This is a genomic window from Pseudomonas sp. B1-22, from assembly GCF_050474425.1.
In the GTDB taxonomy this organism is placed as follows: domain Bacteria; phylum Pseudomonadota; class Gammaproteobacteria; order Pseudomonadales; family Pseudomonadaceae; genus Pseudomonas.
The window spans coordinates 678,045-693,056 of the sequence record NZ_JBCHVH010000001.1; the positions used below are offsets into that span (position 1 = coordinate 678,045).

Annotated in this window: 16 protein-coding genes and 1 tRNA gene; 7 read left to right on the top strand and 10 right to left on the bottom strand. The window is 65.6% G+C overall.

Annotated features, from left to right (window positions below; all coding sequences use genetic code 11):
• Nucleotides 1-8: 8 nt before the first annotated feature.
• The 3 genes from ACQ5BL_RS03240 to ACQ5BL_RS03250 form a co-directional block, all read right to left on the bottom strand.
• Nucleotides 9-368 (bottom strand): Mpo1-like protein, encoded by a 360-nt coding sequence (locus tag ACQ5BL_RS03240; protein WP_243805036.1) that lies wholly within the window; start codon nt 366-368, stop codon nt 9-11.
• Between the two features lie 112 nt (nt 369-480).
• A complete protein-coding gene (locus tag ACQ5BL_RS03245; protein ID WP_243805035.1) occupies nt 481-1,959 on the bottom strand; it encodes a methyl-accepting chemotaxis protein in 1,479 nt (492 codons plus the stop codon).
• Between the two features lie 137 nt (nt 1,960-2,096).
• Nucleotides 2,097-2,897 (bottom strand): TatD family hydrolase, encoded by an 801-nt coding sequence (locus ACQ5BL_RS03250; RefSeq protein ID WP_243805034.1) that lies wholly within the window; start codon nt 2,895-2,897, stop codon nt 2,097-2,099.
• A 224-nt stretch (nt 2,898-3,121) separates the two neighbouring features.
• On the opposite strand from ACQ5BL_RS03250, the gene ACQ5BL_RS03255 reads away from it, so the two are divergent.
• Both ACQ5BL_RS03255 and ACQ5BL_RS03260 read left to right on the top strand, forming a co-directional pair.
• Complete coding sequence (locus ACQ5BL_RS03255; RefSeq protein WP_243805033.1) at nt 3,122-4,546, top strand: transglycosylase SLT domain-containing protein; 1,425 nt, start codon at nt 3,122-3,124, stop codon at nt 4,544-4,546.
• 117 nt (nt 4,547-4,663) lie between these two features.
• Nucleotides 4,664-5,098, top strand: a complete 435-nt coding sequence (locus ACQ5BL_RS03260; RefSeq protein ID WP_207884490.1) for a DoxX family protein — start codon at nt 4,664-4,666, stop codon at nt 5,096-5,098.
• Between the two features lie 67 nt (nt 5,099-5,165).
• On the opposite strand, the gene ACQ5BL_RS03265 is transcribed toward ACQ5BL_RS03260, so the two are convergent.
• Complete coding sequence (locus tag ACQ5BL_RS03265; RefSeq protein ID WP_430292778.1) at nt 5,166-6,194, bottom strand: YeiH family protein; 1,029 nt, start codon at nt 6,192-6,194, stop codon at nt 5,166-5,168.
• A 93-nt stretch (nt 6,195-6,287) separates the two neighbouring features.
• Between ACQ5BL_RS03265 and ACQ5BL_RS03270 the strand changes: the two genes are divergently transcribed.
• Nucleotides 6,288-7,172 carry a LysR family transcriptional regulator gene (locus tag ACQ5BL_RS03270; protein WP_243805031.1) on the top strand — a complete coding sequence of 295 codons (885 nt, stop codon included), beginning with the start codon at nt 6,288-6,290 and terminating at the stop codon, nt 7,170-7,172.
• Here the strand turns inward: ACQ5BL_RS03270 and thpR are convergent.
• The gene (gene thpR / locus ACQ5BL_RS03275; protein WP_243805030.1) at nt 7,158-7,676 is read right to left on the bottom strand and encodes an RNA 2',3'-cyclic phosphodiesterase; all 519 of its coding nucleotides are present in this window, start codon (nt 7,674-7,676) and stop codon (nt 7,158-7,160) included. The two genes, ACQ5BL_RS03270 and thpR, sit on opposite strands and share 15 nt — an antisense overlap.
• 193 nt (nt 7,677-7,869) lie before the next feature.
• Between thpR and ACQ5BL_RS03280 the strand changes: the two genes are divergently transcribed.
• Nucleotides 7,870-8,190, top strand: a complete 321-nt coding sequence (locus ACQ5BL_RS03280) for a hypothetical protein (protein ID WP_279577194.1) — start codon at nt 7,870-7,872, stop codon at nt 8,188-8,190.
• An 84-nt stretch (nt 8,191-8,274) separates the two neighbouring features.
• Here the strand turns inward: ACQ5BL_RS03280 and greB are convergent, their stop codons facing one another.
• From greB to ACQ5BL_RS03295, 3 genes are read right to left on the bottom strand one after another with little or no spacing between them, the layout of a single operon-like run.
• Nucleotides 8,275-8,772, bottom strand: a complete 498-nt coding sequence (gene greB / locus ACQ5BL_RS03285; RefSeq protein ID WP_243805029.1) for a transcription elongation factor GreB — start codon at nt 8,770-8,772, stop codon at nt 8,275-8,277.
• Between the two features lie 42 nt (nt 8,773-8,814).
• On the bottom strand, nt 8,815-11,316 hold the full coding sequence (locus ACQ5BL_RS03290; RefSeq protein WP_430292779.1) for an ABC transporter permease: 2,502 nt from the start codon (nt 11,314-11,316) through the stop codon (nt 8,815-8,817).
• Nucleotides 11,317-11,329: 13 nt separating this feature from the next.
• The gene (locus ACQ5BL_RS03295; RefSeq protein WP_243805027.1) at nt 11,330-12,013 is read right to left on the bottom strand and encodes an ABC transporter ATP-binding protein; all 684 of its coding nucleotides are present in this window, start codon (nt 12,011-12,013) and stop codon (nt 11,330-11,332) included.
• Between the two features lie 10 nt (nt 12,014-12,023).
• Between ACQ5BL_RS03295 and ACQ5BL_RS03300 the strand changes: the two genes are divergently transcribed.
• From ACQ5BL_RS03300 to ACQ5BL_RS03310, 3 genes are all read left to right on the top strand, one after another.
• Complete coding sequence (locus tag ACQ5BL_RS03300) at nt 12,024-12,629, top strand: arylesterase (RefSeq protein WP_243805026.1); 606 nt, start codon at nt 12,024-12,026, stop codon at nt 12,627-12,629.
• A gap of 69 nt (nt 12,630-12,698) precedes the next feature.
• On the top strand, nt 12,699-12,977 hold the full coding sequence (locus tag ACQ5BL_RS03305) for a hypothetical protein (protein WP_207886418.1): 279 nt from the start codon (nt 12,699-12,701) through the stop codon (nt 12,975-12,977).
• A 73-nt stretch (nt 12,978-13,050) separates the two neighbouring features.
• Nucleotides 13,051-14,034, top strand: a complete 984-nt coding sequence (locus tag ACQ5BL_RS03310; protein WP_207886419.1) for a L,D-transpeptidase family protein — start codon at nt 13,051-13,053, stop codon at nt 14,032-14,034.
• Nucleotides 14,035-14,179: 145 nt separating this feature from the next.
• Here the strand turns inward: ACQ5BL_RS03310 and oprI are convergent, their stop codons facing one another.
• Together oprI and ACQ5BL_RS03320 are read right to left on the bottom strand one after the other, a co-directional pair.
• Nucleotides 14,180-14,431 carry an outer membrane lipoprotei OprI gene (gene oprI, locus ACQ5BL_RS03315; RefSeq protein ID WP_017517003.1) on the bottom strand — a complete coding sequence of 84 codons (252 nt, stop codon included), beginning with the start codon at nt 14,429-14,431 and terminating at the stop codon, nt 14,180-14,182.
• Nucleotides 14,432-14,834: 403 nt separating this feature from the next.
• A tRNA-Ser gene (locus ACQ5BL_RS03320) sits at nt 14,835-14,924 on the bottom strand.
• Nucleotides 14,925-15,012: the final 88 nt, after the last annotated feature.

Sequence of the window (15,012 nt, forward strand, 5' to 3'; positions counted from 1 at the left end):
CGCCTTCGTCAGCGCCTACGATTTTTCCAGGCACGCCACCAGGCGCCGCTGAGAACGAAGCGGGGAAAGGTGATGAATTGTTCGGCGAGCAGCCGGCCAATGGCGTCCTGGCGGTCCGCAAAGGGTTCCGGCGGTTGCTCTTCGAGCTTGTGGCCGCGCCCCTGGATTGCGAGCGAGGCGACGATGCCGATCACGCCCAGTGCGACGCCGCTCAGGTGCAGGCGCAGCAGGGCGCTGACCAGAATCACCGCGGCGAGGATGAACAGCGGAACGGCGAGGATGTGCAGTGCCAGGTTGGTGGGGTTGCGGTGGTTGGCCGCATAGCCCCGCCATTGCCAGGCGAGCAGGTTGGGATGACGTTTGGCCATGGACGGACTCCTGTGCGATACGGGCCCGCCGCGGGCGGCGGGCATCTACCGGAAGTCTAGGTCGTGGCCGAAAAGGGCAGCCAATGGGCGCTGGCTATGCGCCTGATAGGGCTTACAGGCGCAGTTGGCGGATCGCGCGGCTGAGTTCGCCGGCCAGGTCCGCCAACTGATGGCTGGTGCCGGCGGAGTCCACGGTCTGCTGCACGGTGAGCTCGGTAACGTCGCGGATGCCCACCACCGAGCGGGTCATCTCCTCGGCGACCTGGCTCTGCTGCTCGGCGGCCACGGCGATCTGCGTATTGCTCTCGCGCATCTGCGCCACGGCGGCGGCGATGGCGGCCAGGGCTTCACCGGCTTCGCGGGCTTCCTCGACGCAGCCGTCGGCCTTGATCGAGCTTTCCTGCATGAACTCCACGGCGTCGCGGGTGCCGGACTGCAAGGCGGTGATCATCTGGGTGATCTCGTCGGTGGAGTCCTGCACGCGTTTGGCCAGGTTGCGCACTTCATCGGCCACCACGGCGAAGCCGCGGCCCATCTCGCCGGCGCGGGCGGCTTCGATGGCGGCGTTCAGGGCGAGCAGGTTGGTCTGCTCGGCGATGCCGTGGATCACGCTGACCACGCTGCTGATCTTGTGGCTGTCCTGTGCCAGCTGCTGGATCATCTCGGCGGTCTGCTGCACGCCCTGGGACAGGCCGGCGATGGACTGGCCGACGCGGCCGACCACCTGTTGGCCGTTGCCCGCCAGGCGATCGGCTTCCTGCGACTGGTCTCGGGTGTCGGCGGCGTGCTGGGCGATGTGGTGGACGGTGGTGGACATCTCGTTGATGGCGGTGGCGGCCTGGTCGGTCTCGCTCTGCTGGCCGAGCATGCCCTGGCGCACCTGGCCCATGGTGTTGGCGAGGCTGCGCGCGCCTTCGTCGAGACGTCCGGCAGCCTGGGCGACGGTGCCGACCACGCGCTGGTAGCCGCCCTGCATGGCATTGAAGGCAGTGGCCATCTGCCCGACCTCGTCGCGGCTTTCCAGCGGCACGCGGGCGGACAGGTCGCCGCTCTTTTCCACATGCAGCATCACGTCGCGCAGGGTCAGCAGGTGGGTAAGGATGAAGCGGATCAGCAACTGCGAGGCGGCCAGCAGCGCGAGCATCAGAATCAGCACGGCGCCGGCGTAGGGCAGGGCGCGAACCTCGAAGACATCCCAGAAGTCGGCGCCGGTTGCCAGTACGGCGACCCGTTGGCCATTGCCGAGGTCCTGCACGTAGGCGCCGGCCAGTGCACCGGCACGGCTCCGGGCGCCCTGCAGGTCGACCCAGCCGTTGGCGTGGGAGAGGGCGGAGCCGTCGATACCGGCGATCTGCGGTGCGCTGCCGGCGGCAAAGCCGACGAGGTTGGCGGAAGACGGCAGCGGCGTACCCGCCGGCCAGCTCTTGAGCAACTGGGCCTGGGCCTCGGCACCCTGGCGTGCCTGCTGGTTGCGGGCGTCGAGTTCCTGGTGCATGGCGAACAGCACCAGCAGCAGGGTAGTGACGAAGGCGACCGCGTTTACGGCCCAGAATTTGTACTTGAGGGAAATGTCGCGGATCCAGGCGGCCATGGTTGTCTTCTTGTCGGTCGAATGGTGGCAAGGTGCCGCCATTGTCATGAAAAGGATGAAGGCTGGCCATTGATGGGGATCAAGCCGCCTTCCACACCCGGGTTAGCGGCCGATGGACGGTTATCTTGAGAGCGCCTTCAGACTGTGGGCAGGTTGAAGAAGCGTCGTGCGCAATCGGTGGTGTGGGCGGCGACCTCCTCGGGGCTTTCGCTGCGATGCTGCGCCACGCACGCCAGCACCTCCGGCAGGAAGGCCGGCTCGTTGTGGCCGTGCTTGGGCCTGGGCCGCAGCGTGCGCGGCAGCAGGTAGGGCGCATCGCTTTCCAGCATCAGGCGGCCGGCGGGAATCTCCTTCACCAGCTCTTGCAGGTGGGTGCCCCGGCGTTCGTCGCAGATCCAGCCGGTGATACCGATGTGCAGGTCCAGGTCGAGGTAGCCGTAGAGCGCGCGGCGCTCGCCGGTGAAGCAATGCACCACGGCGGCGGGCAGCCTGTCGCGGAAATCCCTGAGGATCGCCAGCAGGCGTTCGGCGGCGTCGCGTTCGTGGATGAACACCGGGCGCTGCAGCTCCACCGCCAGGGCCAGCTGTTCCTCGAAGGCCTTCTCTTGCATCGGACGCGGCGAAAAGTCGCGGTTGAAGTCCAGCCCGCACTCGCCGACGGCGCGCACCCGGTCTTCCTGCAACAAGCCGCGCAGCACCTTGGCACTGCCGCTGTCCCAGTGGCTGGCCTCGTGCGGGTGGACGCCCGCGGTGCAGTAAAGACGCTGGCTTTCGTCCAGTTGCCGGCACAGTTCCAGGGCTTGTTCGCTGTCGTCCAGGCTCGTGCCGGTCAGCACCATCTGCACGACGCCAGCCTCGGCGGCGCGGGCGAGGACTGCTTCACGTTCTGCGGCAAAGCTGGGGTGAGTGAGGTTGACGCCGATGTCGATCAGTTGCATTTTTCTTCCTTTTGTCCGGAAACGGAGCATAGCAAACGCCGCTTTTCAGACGAAAATTCATCAAAAACAGCAGGTTGAGGGTTTTTCCGAAGATATATCGGAAGTTTCGGGTTGGTACTGAGCCCTTCCTGTGAGAGTCTTGCGCGCCCTTGGCGGCCGGGAACTACCGGCCGAAACCGCACTCTAACCGGCCCCTCGCCGAGTGCGAGCCCCCGGAGAGCTGGATGACCCGACTGTTGCTGCTACTGCTGTGCCTCGTGGCTTTGACGCCACTGCCGGCGGCTGCGCGCCTGACGACCCAGCCGGAAAACTGGGAGCAGGACAGCGGTAGCCTCCACGACCTGGCCAGCATTCGCTCCGGTGGTGTGCTCCGCGTTCTGGTCAACCAGAGCCGCAACAGCTCCGGCGAGATCAAGGGCGAGCCCATTGGCGTCGAATATCGCCGCCTGCGCGCCTTCGAACAGTACCTGAACGACACCGCCCCGGGGCGCAAGCCGCTCACCATCAAATTCATTCCCAAGGCCAAGGATCAACTGCTCGGTGCGCTGCAGCGCGGCGAGGGTGACCTGGTCGCTCCCGGCGAAGTACTGCTGGCCCGCGACGGGCAGAATGTCAGCGCCAGCCTGCCGTGGAAGGAAGATGTCCCGCTGGTGCTGGTGACCAAACAGGGCAACCGCCGTTTCGTACGCCTGGAGCAGCTTGCCGGCCGCACTGTCACCTTGCCGGCGGGCAGCGCGGCAGGGGATGCCATCCAGCGGGTCAACGAACGCCTGGCGCAGCGGCGGATGGCGCCGATGGTGCTGGAGTGGACCGACTCCTCGCTGGCCGTGGAGGACGTACTGGAGATGGTCCAGGCCGGTATCTTCAATTACACCGTGGTCGAGCAGCCCATTGCCGAGCGTTGGGCCAAGGTCTTCACCAAGCTGCGCATCGACCGGCACCTGGTGCTGGACAATACCGAGAGCATGACCTGGTACGTGCGCCGCGATGCGCCGATGCTGCGCGCCAGCGTCAACGGCTTCCTCAAGGGCTATCGTGCGCCGGCGGACCAGGACAGCGCCTTCCAGCGCCTCTATCGCCGCGCCTACCAGGTGCGCAATCCGCTGGTGGCACCCGATCGCAAGCGTCTGGAAGCGGTACGTCCGACCCTGCAGCGTTTCGCCGAGCAGAGCAGCCTCGACTGGCTGGCGCTGGCGGCGGTGGCCTTCAAGGAATCCAACCTTGATGCCGGCGCGCGTGGCAGCGGTGGCGCAACCGGCCTGATGCAGATCACGCCGGCGGCCGCCCGTGCCGTGGGCGTGGACTCCGTGCACCACAAGGAGAGCAACGTGCAGGCCGCCAGCCGCTACATGGCGATGCTGCGCAAGCGCTTCTTCTCCAGCCCGCGCATCAGCGAGCGCGATCGCATGGCCTTCGTGCTGGCGGCGTACAACGCTGGCCCCGAGCGAATCCAGAGCCTGCGCGCGGAAGCCAAGCGCCAGGGGCTCAACCCGAACCAGTGGTTCTTCCAGGTCGAGCGGGTGGCGGCCGAGCAGCTGGGCATAGGCGTGGTGAACTATGTCAGCAGCGTCAACAAGTACTATCTTGCATATCAGCGCGAACGTGATGGCCTGGAGCCACGAGAGAGCGTGGCAGCGATCAAGAAGTAATTAATTAATTCGATAGTTATCAGTGCAATTTTGCGCTTTTTGTATCGGAATAATTGGCTATATTGGTCCCCAAGCAACCACGGTTGTGGCCCACTCTCCTCTGCACAAGGAATCACCATGAACTCGCTGATCAAATCCATCCTGTCCACCAATGCTGGCGCCGGTCTTGCTGTCCTGCGCATCACCACTGGCCTGACCTTCATGGCCCACGGCTCGCAGAAACTCTTCGGCGCCTTCGGCGGCCCCGGTCTGCAGGGCATGGCGGGCTGGCTGGAGTCCATCGGCGTGACCCCGGGTTACCTGATGGCCACCCTGGCCGGCAGCGCCGAGTTCTTCGGTGGTCTGGCTCTGGTACTGGGCCTGCTGGTGCGTCTGGCGAGCATCCCGCTGATCATTGCGATGCTGGTGGCGGTGTTCAGCGTGCATGCGGCCAATGGCTTCTTCATCCAGGCGAATGGCTACGAATACGCCTTTACCCTGATCATGATCAGCGTTGCCCTGTTGATCAGCGGCGCCGGCCCGTTCTCCCTGGACCGCAAGCTGTCCAGCTGATCGCGAATGCAGTAACGAAAAAGGGCGGACACCTGTGGGTGTCCGCCCTTTTTTGTGTCTGCCCGAATCAGTGGAACAGGTACTGCACGCCGCCATTGATCAGGCCGCCGCCAACCAGCAGGAAGACGAACAACCCGGCGCCCAGCAGCAGCGGCTTCGACCCTTCCTTGCGCAGGTCGCCCAGGCGGGTGGCCAGGCCCAGGGCGGCCATGGCCATGCCCAGCATCACATCATCCAGTTGTTGCAGCGGTGCCAGCCAGCTTTCGGATACCCAGCCCAGCGAACGCAGCCCGGTAACCAGCAGGAAGCCCACGGCGAAGCCGGGGATGTGCAGCTTGCGGCGCTGGCCCGGCTCGGCGGCTTCGGCGCAGCCGACGCGGCCGAGAATCAGCAGCGCCGGAGCCAACAGCAGCACCCGCAGCATCTTGCTGATCAGCGCGGCGTCGGCGGCGGCCGGGTCCATGGCGCGGCCGGCGGCGACCACCTGGGCCACTTCATGGATGGTCGAGCCGGTGAACACGCCGAATGCCTGCTCGCTGCCGAACAGGTTCGGCAGGGCCGCATAGATCAGCGGGTGCAGCAGCATGGCCAGGGTACCGAACAGAACCACGGTGGCCACGGCGACGGCGGTGTGCTCGGCGCGCGCCTTGAGTACCGGGCTGCTCGCCATCACCGCTGCGGCACCGCAGATGGCGCTGCCGGCGCCGATCAGCAGGGCGCTCTCGCGCGGCAGCTTCAGCCAGCGTTCACCGATCCACCAGGCCATGCCAAGCGTGCTGGCGACCATCAGTACATCGATCACCAGCGCGGCCGGACCGAGGGCGGCGATGTCCTGGAAGGTCAGGCGCAGGCCGTAGAGCACCACGCCCAGTCGCAGCAGTTGCTGGCGGGACAGGTCCACTCCTGGACGGATGCCGCCGAAACGGGCGAGCCCGAGGTTGCCCGCCAGCAAGCCGATCAGGATGGCCAGCGTCAGGCTACCGAGGCCAAGGTGCTGCAGCGTGGGAATTTCCATCAGTTGGCGCGAGCCGAAGGCGATGGCCAGGCAGAGCAGGGCACCGGGCAGGTAGTAGGGCAGGCGGCGTAAAGCGTCCATGAAAGGCTCCTTGTGTAAGGTGAAGCCATGGTGCCGCGCTCCTGCTTAGTGTAAAAACGGATTGTTCTTATTGGGTTAACCGGTTTTTTCGATATGGGGCCTCGCATCACCCTTCGCCAACTGGCGACCTTCACTGCCATCGCCGAGCTGGGCAATGTCACCCAGGCGGCCGCCCGCATAGCGCTTTCGCAGTCGGCAGCGAGCCAGGCGTTGCAGGAGCTGGAGCGAGCCCTGGGGACGCGGCTGTTCGATCGCAGTGGCAAGCGCCTGGCGCTAAACGACAACGGCCGTGCCTTCTATCCCAAGGCCAGTGCGCTGCTGGCCCAGGGCGAGGAGCTGGAAAACCTGTTCGAGTCCGCGCCGGTACAGCTCAGCCTGGGAGCGAGCCGCAGCATCGGGGGCTATGTGTTGCCGCAGGTGATGGCAGGCTTTCTCGCCGAACTGCCGGACAGCCGCCTGCAACTGCAGGTTGCCAACAGCCGCGATGTGATCGAGGCGCTGGCCGAGTTTCGTCTGGATGTCGCCTTCATCGAGGCGCCGATCCAGCATCCGCAGATCCAGCTCACGCCCTGGGCCGGCGACGAGCTGGTGCTGGTGGTCGCGCCGGATCACCCACTGGCACAAGCCCCTCAAGTCACCCTCAAGGATCTGGCGGCCGCACGCTGGGTCCTGCGCGAGGCCGGCTCGGGCACCCGCGTCACCTTCGAGCAGCAGGTGCTGCCGCGCCTGGGCAGCGTCAACGCGCCGCTGGAAATCAGCAACGCCGAGGCGATCAAGCATCTGGTCGGGCGCGGGGCGGGGATCGGCTGCCTGTCGGAGCGTGTGGTGCAGGCGGAACTGGCACGGGGTGAGCTGGTGCGCCTGGACAACCCGTTGGGGCCGCTGCGCCGCACGTTCTTCCTGGCACTGCATATCGACAAGTTCCCCACGGCAGGACTGCGGTGCTTCCTCGATTACGCGCAGTCAGGGGTGGTCTAACGGCCATTCGCCGAGCGGGCGATAGCGCACGCCGGTCGGGCTGTTTTCCGAGCTGTACAGGGTGATCGCGCGGGCCGGCAACTCGAAGGCGGGCTGTGCCGCCGGCAGGCTGTGGGCGTGGCGTGCCAGGGTGAGGTGCGGGTGGAAGGGGCGTTGCTCGATCTCGAAGGCGTGGGCCTGCAATGCTTCGCGCAGGGCTTGCACCAGTTCGTGGAGCTCGCTGGGAATCTGGCTTGGCGCCAGGTGCAGGATGCCGTTCTTCCAGCGTGCCAGCTGGTCCAGTTGCAAAGTGAAACCGCGGCGCGGCAGGCTCGCGCCGAGCGTCAGCAGTTCCGCCTTGCGGCCACGAGGGGTGGCGCCGAGGAAGGCGAGGGTCAGGTGCAGGTTGGCCTGCGTGACGCTCTGGCCGTCCAGGTGCAGGCCATCGCGCCAGGCGCAGATTGCCTGCGCCAGCTCCGGTGGGCAGGGCAGGGCGAAGAACAGCCGCAGCGGGGGTGTGCTCATCGTGGGTTTCCTTGACTGAAGTCGCCTTGACAGTATCGCCGGGGCTTATCTAGGATGCCGCTCAGCGCCGATTTAAGTAGCAACTTGCGGGGCGCGGATGCAGCGATGGCTGACATCGAAATACCGCTAAAGCGCTGGTTCGGTGTGCCTCTCGCCGCGTCCAGCAGGACCCCTGAGGCGGAGACGTGACACCATGACCTGTCCCAACCCGCATGTGCGCCTGACCCCGATCACCACCGGCCTGGTGCGCCGCAATCCGAAGATTCTTCTGGGCGGCAATCACCAGCCCACCCTCGTCCGTTACCTCGATGGCTGGCCCAAGCGCTGGAACGGCTCGCGCACCTTCCTGATCCAGTTCGCCGAAACCGTCGCCGACATCGCCCGCTTCGCTTCCGACAGCTTCGACTTCGCCGTGGTCCAGGCGCCCCCAGCCGAGCAACTGGAGTCCACTGTTCGCGAACTGACCCGCGTCGCCCGCCAGGGGCTGATCACCCGGCGGCCGCAGCCGCTCTGAGCGCTGAAGCTCCCTGTAGGAGCGCCCCATGGGCGCGATCGCGGGCATGGCCCGCTCCTACAGGGGCACGGTGCTTTCCCAGTTTCAGGGATACTCGATTTCCACCACGAACCACATCTTCTCGCCGGACGGGCTGCGCACCATCACCTCGGCGTCCAGCTCTTTGCCGATCAAGGCGCGGGCGAGCGGTGAGTCGATGCTGATGTGGTTGTTGCGCAGGTCGAGTTCGTCCGGGCCGACGATGCGATAGCGTGCCTGCTCGCCGTCCTCGTCCTCCAGCGTGACCCAGGCGCCGAAGTACACCTTGTTCGGGTCGGCCGGGCGTTCGCTCACCACCTTGCAGTTTTCCAGGCGCTTGCGCAGGAAGCGCACGCGGCTGTCGATCTCGCGCAGCATCTTCTTGCCGTAGGTGTACTCGGCGTTTTCCGAGCGGTCGCCTTGCGCCGCCGCTTCACTGACCGACTGGGTGACCTGCGGCCTGCGCACGTTCCATAGTTCGTGCAGCTCGGCGCGCAGGCGCGCTTCGCCTTCGGGGGTGATCAACGGGGTGCCGGCGGGGCGGGGAGGGCGATAACGGCTCATGGCTTCCGGGGTGACGGGAATGATGAAGGGAAGTCTACCCGATCAGCCTTCGCGCAGCAGGCGCAACGGGCTCACGCTCAGGGCTCGCCGCGTGCCGAGCAGGCCCGCGCCGCCGACCAGCAGTGCACCGAGCACGGGCAGCGTGAGCAGCCAGGGATGCGGGCTCCACGGCAGGTCGAAGACCAGCCGGTAGAGCAGGTAGCTGATCAGCTCGCAGCCCAGCGCCGCCAGCAGTCCGCTGACTGCGCCGAGCAAGGCGAACTCGCTGCGCCGGGTGCGCATCAGCAGCTGGCGTTCGGCACCCAGCGCACGGAGCAGGGCGCCCTGGCGCAGGCGCTCGTCGAGGGTGGCCTGCAGGCCGGCGAAGAGCACCACGAAGCCGGCGGCGAGAACGAACACCAGCACGTACTCCACCGCCAGCGTCACCTGGTCGAGGATGCTGCGCAGTTGCGCGAGCAGTGCGTCCACCGGCAGCAGGGTGACGGTGGGGAAGGCGCGCGCCAGTTCGATCAGGTCGCGCTCCTGGCTGATCGGCAGGTAGAAGCTGGTCAGGTAGGTCACCGGCAGGTCGGTCAGGGTGCCGGGTTCGAAGACCATGAAGAAGTTCGGCTGGAAGTTGTCCCACTTCACCGAGCGCAGGCTGCGCACCTGTGCCTCGCGCGTTTGGCCGGCGACGCTGAAGCTCAGGCGGTCGCCGACCTTCAGGCTGAGATTGCCGGCGAGCTTTTCTTCCACCGAGACGCCGGGCAGCGCGCTCTTTTCACCGGCTTGCCACCACTGGCCGGCGACGATCCGATTGCCGGCCGGCAAGCGAGCCGACCAGGTCAATCCGAGGTCGCGTTGCAGGGCGCGCTCGCTGCGTACGTCCTCGCTCAGCGCGTGGACCGGCTGGCCGTTCACCGCTACCAGGCGGCCGGGCACCATGGGGTAGAGGTCTTCGGCATTGGGCGAGAGTTGCTTCACGCGCCGCTCGAAGCTGTTCTTCTCGGCGGGCAGGATGTTCAGCGCAAAATGGTTCGGTGCATTGGGCGGTAGTTGCGCGTGCCAGGTGTCCAGCAGTTCGCCGCGCAGCAGGGCGATGAGCGCCATGGCCAGCAGGATCAGGCCGAAGGCCAGGCTCTGCCCGGCGGCCGCCAATGGGTAGCGCAGCAGTTGGCCGACGCCCAGGCGCCAGGGTAGGCTGGCCCCCTGGAGAGCGCTGCGCAGGCCGCGCAGGGCGAGCAGCAGGATGAAGCCAAGGACCACCGCGGCGATGGCGCCGCCGCCGAGCAGGGCGAGGGTCAGTTTCAGGTCCAGGCTCAGTCGCCACATGATCAGGCCCAGGGCGAACAGCGCGCAGGCGTAGGCCATCCAGGTGCGCATCGGTACCGGCAACAGGTCGCTGCGCAGCACCCGCAGCGGTGGCACGCGGCCGAGCGCGGCCAGCGGCGGCAGGGCGAAGCCGGCGAGCGCGACCAGGCCGGTGGCCATGCCCGCCAGTGCGGGAACTATCCCGGCTTCGGGAATCTGCGGCGGCAGCAGGTCCCCCAGCAGGCGCATCAGGCCAAGCTGGGCGAGCCAGCCGAGGAAGGCGCCGCAGAGGCTGGCAAGCAGTCCCAGCGTGAGCAGTTGGGTGCCGTATAGAAGCAGGGCTTCCCGGCGCGACAGGCCGAGGCAGCGCAGCAGTGCGCTGGCGTCGAAGCGGCGGGTGGCGAAGCGGTTGGCCGAGAGCGCCACGGCGACGCCGGCGAGCAGCACGGCGGCGAGGCTGGCGAGGTTCAGGTAGCGTTCGGCGCGGCCGAGGGCGTCGCCGATCTGCCGGTTGCCGTGGTGGGCGTCCTGCAGTTGCTGGTTGGCGGCGAGGCCGTCCTGAGTTGCCTTTCTATAGGTTTGCAGCGCCTCGGGCGAGCCGCCCCAGAGGTCGCGGTAGCGGACGCGGCTGCCGGGTTGGACGACACCGGTGGCGTCCAGGTCCTGCAGGTTCATCAGTACCCGGGGCGTCAGGCTGTAGAAGTCGCCGGCGCGGTCGGGCTCGTAGGTCAGCACGCGGGCGATGCGCAGGGACTTGCGGCCGACGTCGACGCTGTCGCCGATCTTCAGTTCAAGGCTTGCCAGCAGGCGCGACTCGACCCAGATTTCCCCCGGCTGCGGCCGTCCGCCTTCGACTTCGGGTTGCAAGGGCGCGGGCGCGCTCTTGAGTTCGCCGCGCAGGGGATAGCTGTCGCCTACTGCCTTGACGCTGCTGAGCTGGATGCCCTGGTCGGTGGCAATCACGCTGGAGAACTCGACGCTGCGCGCATGCTGCAGGCCCAGCTGGAGGCCGCTGTCGATCTGCTCGTCGGTAGCGGGCTGGGTGCCGCTCAGCACCAGGTCGGCGCCGAGGAATTCGGCGGCGCGCACCAGCATCGCCGCATTCAGCCGGGCGCTGAAATAGCCGATGGCGGAGCTGGCCGCCACCGCCACCAGCAGGGCGAAGAACAGCACGCGCAATTCGCCGCTGCGCCCTTCGCGCCACAGCTGGCGCAGGGACAGGCGGAACAGGTTAGGCAGCGACAATGACTTCATCGGCTCTCGTCCGTCAGGGTTCGGCGTGGTCGATCAGGTGGCCGCTTTCCAGGCGGATCAGGCGCTGGCAGCGATGGGCCAGGCGCTCGTCGTGGGTTACCAGCACCAGGGTGGTGCCGCGTTCGCGGTTGAGCTCGAACAGCAGGTCGCTGATGCGCTCGCCTGTGTGCGTATCGAGGTTGCCGGTGGGCTCATCGGCGAACAGTACGTCCGGCTCGGCGGCGAAGGCGCGGGCAATGGCGACACGCTGCTGCTCGCCGCCGGAGAGCTGGCGCGGGTAGTGGGTCAGGCGCTGGCCGAGTCCGACCCGTTCCAGCAGCTCGCGGGCGCGTTGGCGGGCGTCGGCGCGGCCATCGAGCTCCAGCGGCAGCATGACGTTCTCCAGGGCGGTCAGGCTGTCGAGCAACTGGAACGACTGGAACACGAAGCCGACATGGGCGGCGCGCACGCGGGCGCGCTGGTCCTCGTCGAGGCTGTCCAGGGCATGGCCGAGCAGGACGATGTCGCCGCCGGAGGGCAGGTCGAGCCCGGCGAGCAGGCCGAGGAGGGTGGATTTGCCCGAGCCCGAGCTGCCGACGATGGCCAGGCTGTCACCGCGGGAGAGGTCGAGGGAGAGGTCGTGGAGGATCGTCAGCTTGCCTTCCGCGCTGGAAACAACCTTGCTAAGGTTCCGCGCGGTGAGAATGCGTTCGCTCATGGAGAATCCGATGCGTGCATGGCTAATGGGCGGCTGCCTGGCGTTGCTTCTGATTGCGCAGCAGGCCGCGGCGCAGACGCTGTTGGTCGTCGGCGATAGTATCAGCGCCGGTTTGGGGCTGGATACCAGCCAGGGTTGGGTGAGCCTGCTGGACAAGCGCCTGAAGGAGCAGGGTTTCGCCTACAAGGTGGTCAATGCATCCATCAGCGGCGACACCAGCGCAGGCGGCCTCGCGCGCCTGCCGGCGCTGCTTTCGGAGCAGAAGCCGAAGCTGGTGGTGATCGAGCTGGGCGGCAACGACGGCCTGCGCGGAATGGCGCCGGCGCAATTGCAACAGAATCTTAGCGGCATGGTTGAACAGTCGCGGAAGGCGGGTGCCCAGGTGCTGCTGCTGGGCATGAAGCTGCCGCCCAACTATGGGCAGCGCTACACTGATGCGTTCGCCAGGGTGTTCGAGGCTGTCGCCCAGGAACAGAAAATCGTCCTGGTGCCGTTCTTCCTCGATGGCGTTGGCGGGGTGCCGGGGATGATGCAGGCGGACGGTATTCACCCGGCCGTCGCCGCGCAGCCTAAACTGCTCGACAACCTGTGGCCGGCGCTCAAGCCGCTACTCTGAATTCCGCTGTATCAAGGCTTCCCCGCGAACGGCCTTTCGGCTATGTTTGCGCACCCTTCTGGAGCCCCTATGCCGCGCCCCGCCTGGACCCACTTCGCCTACCAGCTGATCGAACCCGACGAGCAGCTGGATCTGTTCGCCTGCCGCGAGGTCCGGGTGCATCTTGTCGCGCGCCAGCTGGAGCTTGGGACCCCGGCCGACCGCACGCTCTGCGGCAGCCTGCTGCCTGCCCAGCCGCTCTGGCGCGGGCTTGAGAAGCCGCTGCTGCGCGACCGCCGCGTGTGCAGCGCCTGCCTGAAACAACTCGAACAGGAAAAGCGCGGCGCGCGGGCTTCCTGGCTCGTCTGATATCTCCCAGTGATCCGGCTGGCAGTGGTAAACTGTTACCCCTTTGCCCATTGCCCTTGTCAAGGATTCTCGGATGTTGTCGCGCGTTATTGCCGCCTGCTCGCTGTCCTTAGCCGCGTTGCTCTCGGCCGGCCCCGTTTCCGCCATTGAATTGCCACTGCCGGCGCCGGGCGACGATATCGTCGGTCAGGTCCAGGTGATCAAGGCCAAGTACGAAGACACCTTCGCCGACCTCGGCGAGAAATATGGCCTCGGTTACTCCGAAATGATCGCTGCCAACCCGGGCGTCGATGCCTGGCTGCCGGGCGTGGGCACCGAAGTGATCATTCCGACCCGCTTCATCCTCCCGGCGGGCCCGCGTGAAGGCGTAGTGATCAACCTCGCCGAATACCGCCTGTACTACTTCCCCAAGGACAAGAACGTCGTCTACACCTATGCCCTGGGTATCGGTCGTGAGGGTTGGGGCTCGCCGGTCGGCAGTACCACCGTGATTGCCAAGACCAAGGACCCGGCCTGGTATCCGCCGGCGTCGATCCGTGCCGAGCATGCCGCCGACGGCGATCCGCTGCCCACCGTGGTGCCGCCGGGTCCGGACAACCCGCTGGGTCCGTACAAGATGAGCCTGGGCTTCCATGGCTACCTGATCCATGGTTCGAACAAGAAGTTCGGTATCGGTACCCGTACCAGCCACGGTTGCTTCCGCATGTACAACTGGGACGTGACCCAGTTGTTCTCGATGCTTCCGGTCGGCACCAAGGTGCGCATCATCAACGAGCCTTACAAGTTCGGTCGCAGCGAAGGCAAGATCTATCTCGAAGCCCACGCGCCGATCGACGACAACGGTAATCCGTCGGTGGTCGACAAGCACACGGCAGTGATCAATGCGCTGCTCAAGCGCGAAGACATCGCCAGCCAGATGCAGATGGACTGGAACGTGGTGCGTGAAGTCGTGGCCGCCGAAGATGGTCTGCCGGTCGCCATTGCCCAGCCTCAGACGCAAGGCGAGGGTGCCCCGGTTACCGCTACGGTCGACCAGGACGCCATGCAGTTGCAGTAACTCGTACTGCTTCGAAAGAGCCCGCTTCGAGCGGGCTTTTTCTTGCGCGCGCTTTCTCCAGGCATCCCTTCGCGTGGGGCAAGAAATCGCGGGCATAAAAAAACCGACCCCGAAGGGTCGGTTTTTTAACAGATCCGAAGATCTATTACTTGCGGCTGGCTTTGTCCAGCATGCGCAGAGCGCGCTCGTTAGCCTCGTCAGCGGTCTGCTGGGCTTTCTGAGCGGCGGCCAGAGCTTCGTCAGCCTTGCGATAGGCTTCGTCAGCACGGGCTTGAGCGCGAGCAGCGGCGTCTTCAGTAGCGGTCAGACGTGCTTCGGTTTCTTTCGAGTGGCTGCTGCAACCGGTGGCCAGAACAGCAGCCAGAGCCAGAGCAGAGAATTTCAGAACGTTGTTCATCGTGTTCCCCTTAAGGTGGACATTTCCATTAAAAGCAATCTCCCATGACTGGGAAATTAGCCGGACTACATAGTACCCATTACTTGTAGTAAGTAAACTGACCAGACGCAAGTACGGCACTTTTTTTTCATGTTGAGCCTGTATTTGCAGTTGTGCGAGGCGGAATTGAGCAAAAACTGTCCAATTTGGCAAAGGAGTGTTGCCAATGGGTGTCAGGCGGGAGGGAGTCCGTTTCCGAAGAAGGGGAGTCGGGCTGTCAGATGAGTGTCGACAATGCTCGAACAACTGTGTAAGCGTCGTAATGCAGTTGACCAACTAGTGGCAACTTGCAAGAGGTGACGAAAGTGTTAACGCATAACGAAAAAAGCCCGGCTAATTGCTTAGCCGGGCTTCTTTCATGATCTGGCGGTGAGGGAGGGATTCGAACCCTCGATACGATTTCTCGTATACACACTTTCCAGGCGTGCTCCTTCAACCGCTCGGACACCTCACCAGATTTCTCGACAGCGCTGTGTCTGTCGAGGCGCGCACTTTACTCAAAGGTTTGCCCGAACGCAAATGTTTTTTTCATGTTTTTTCCA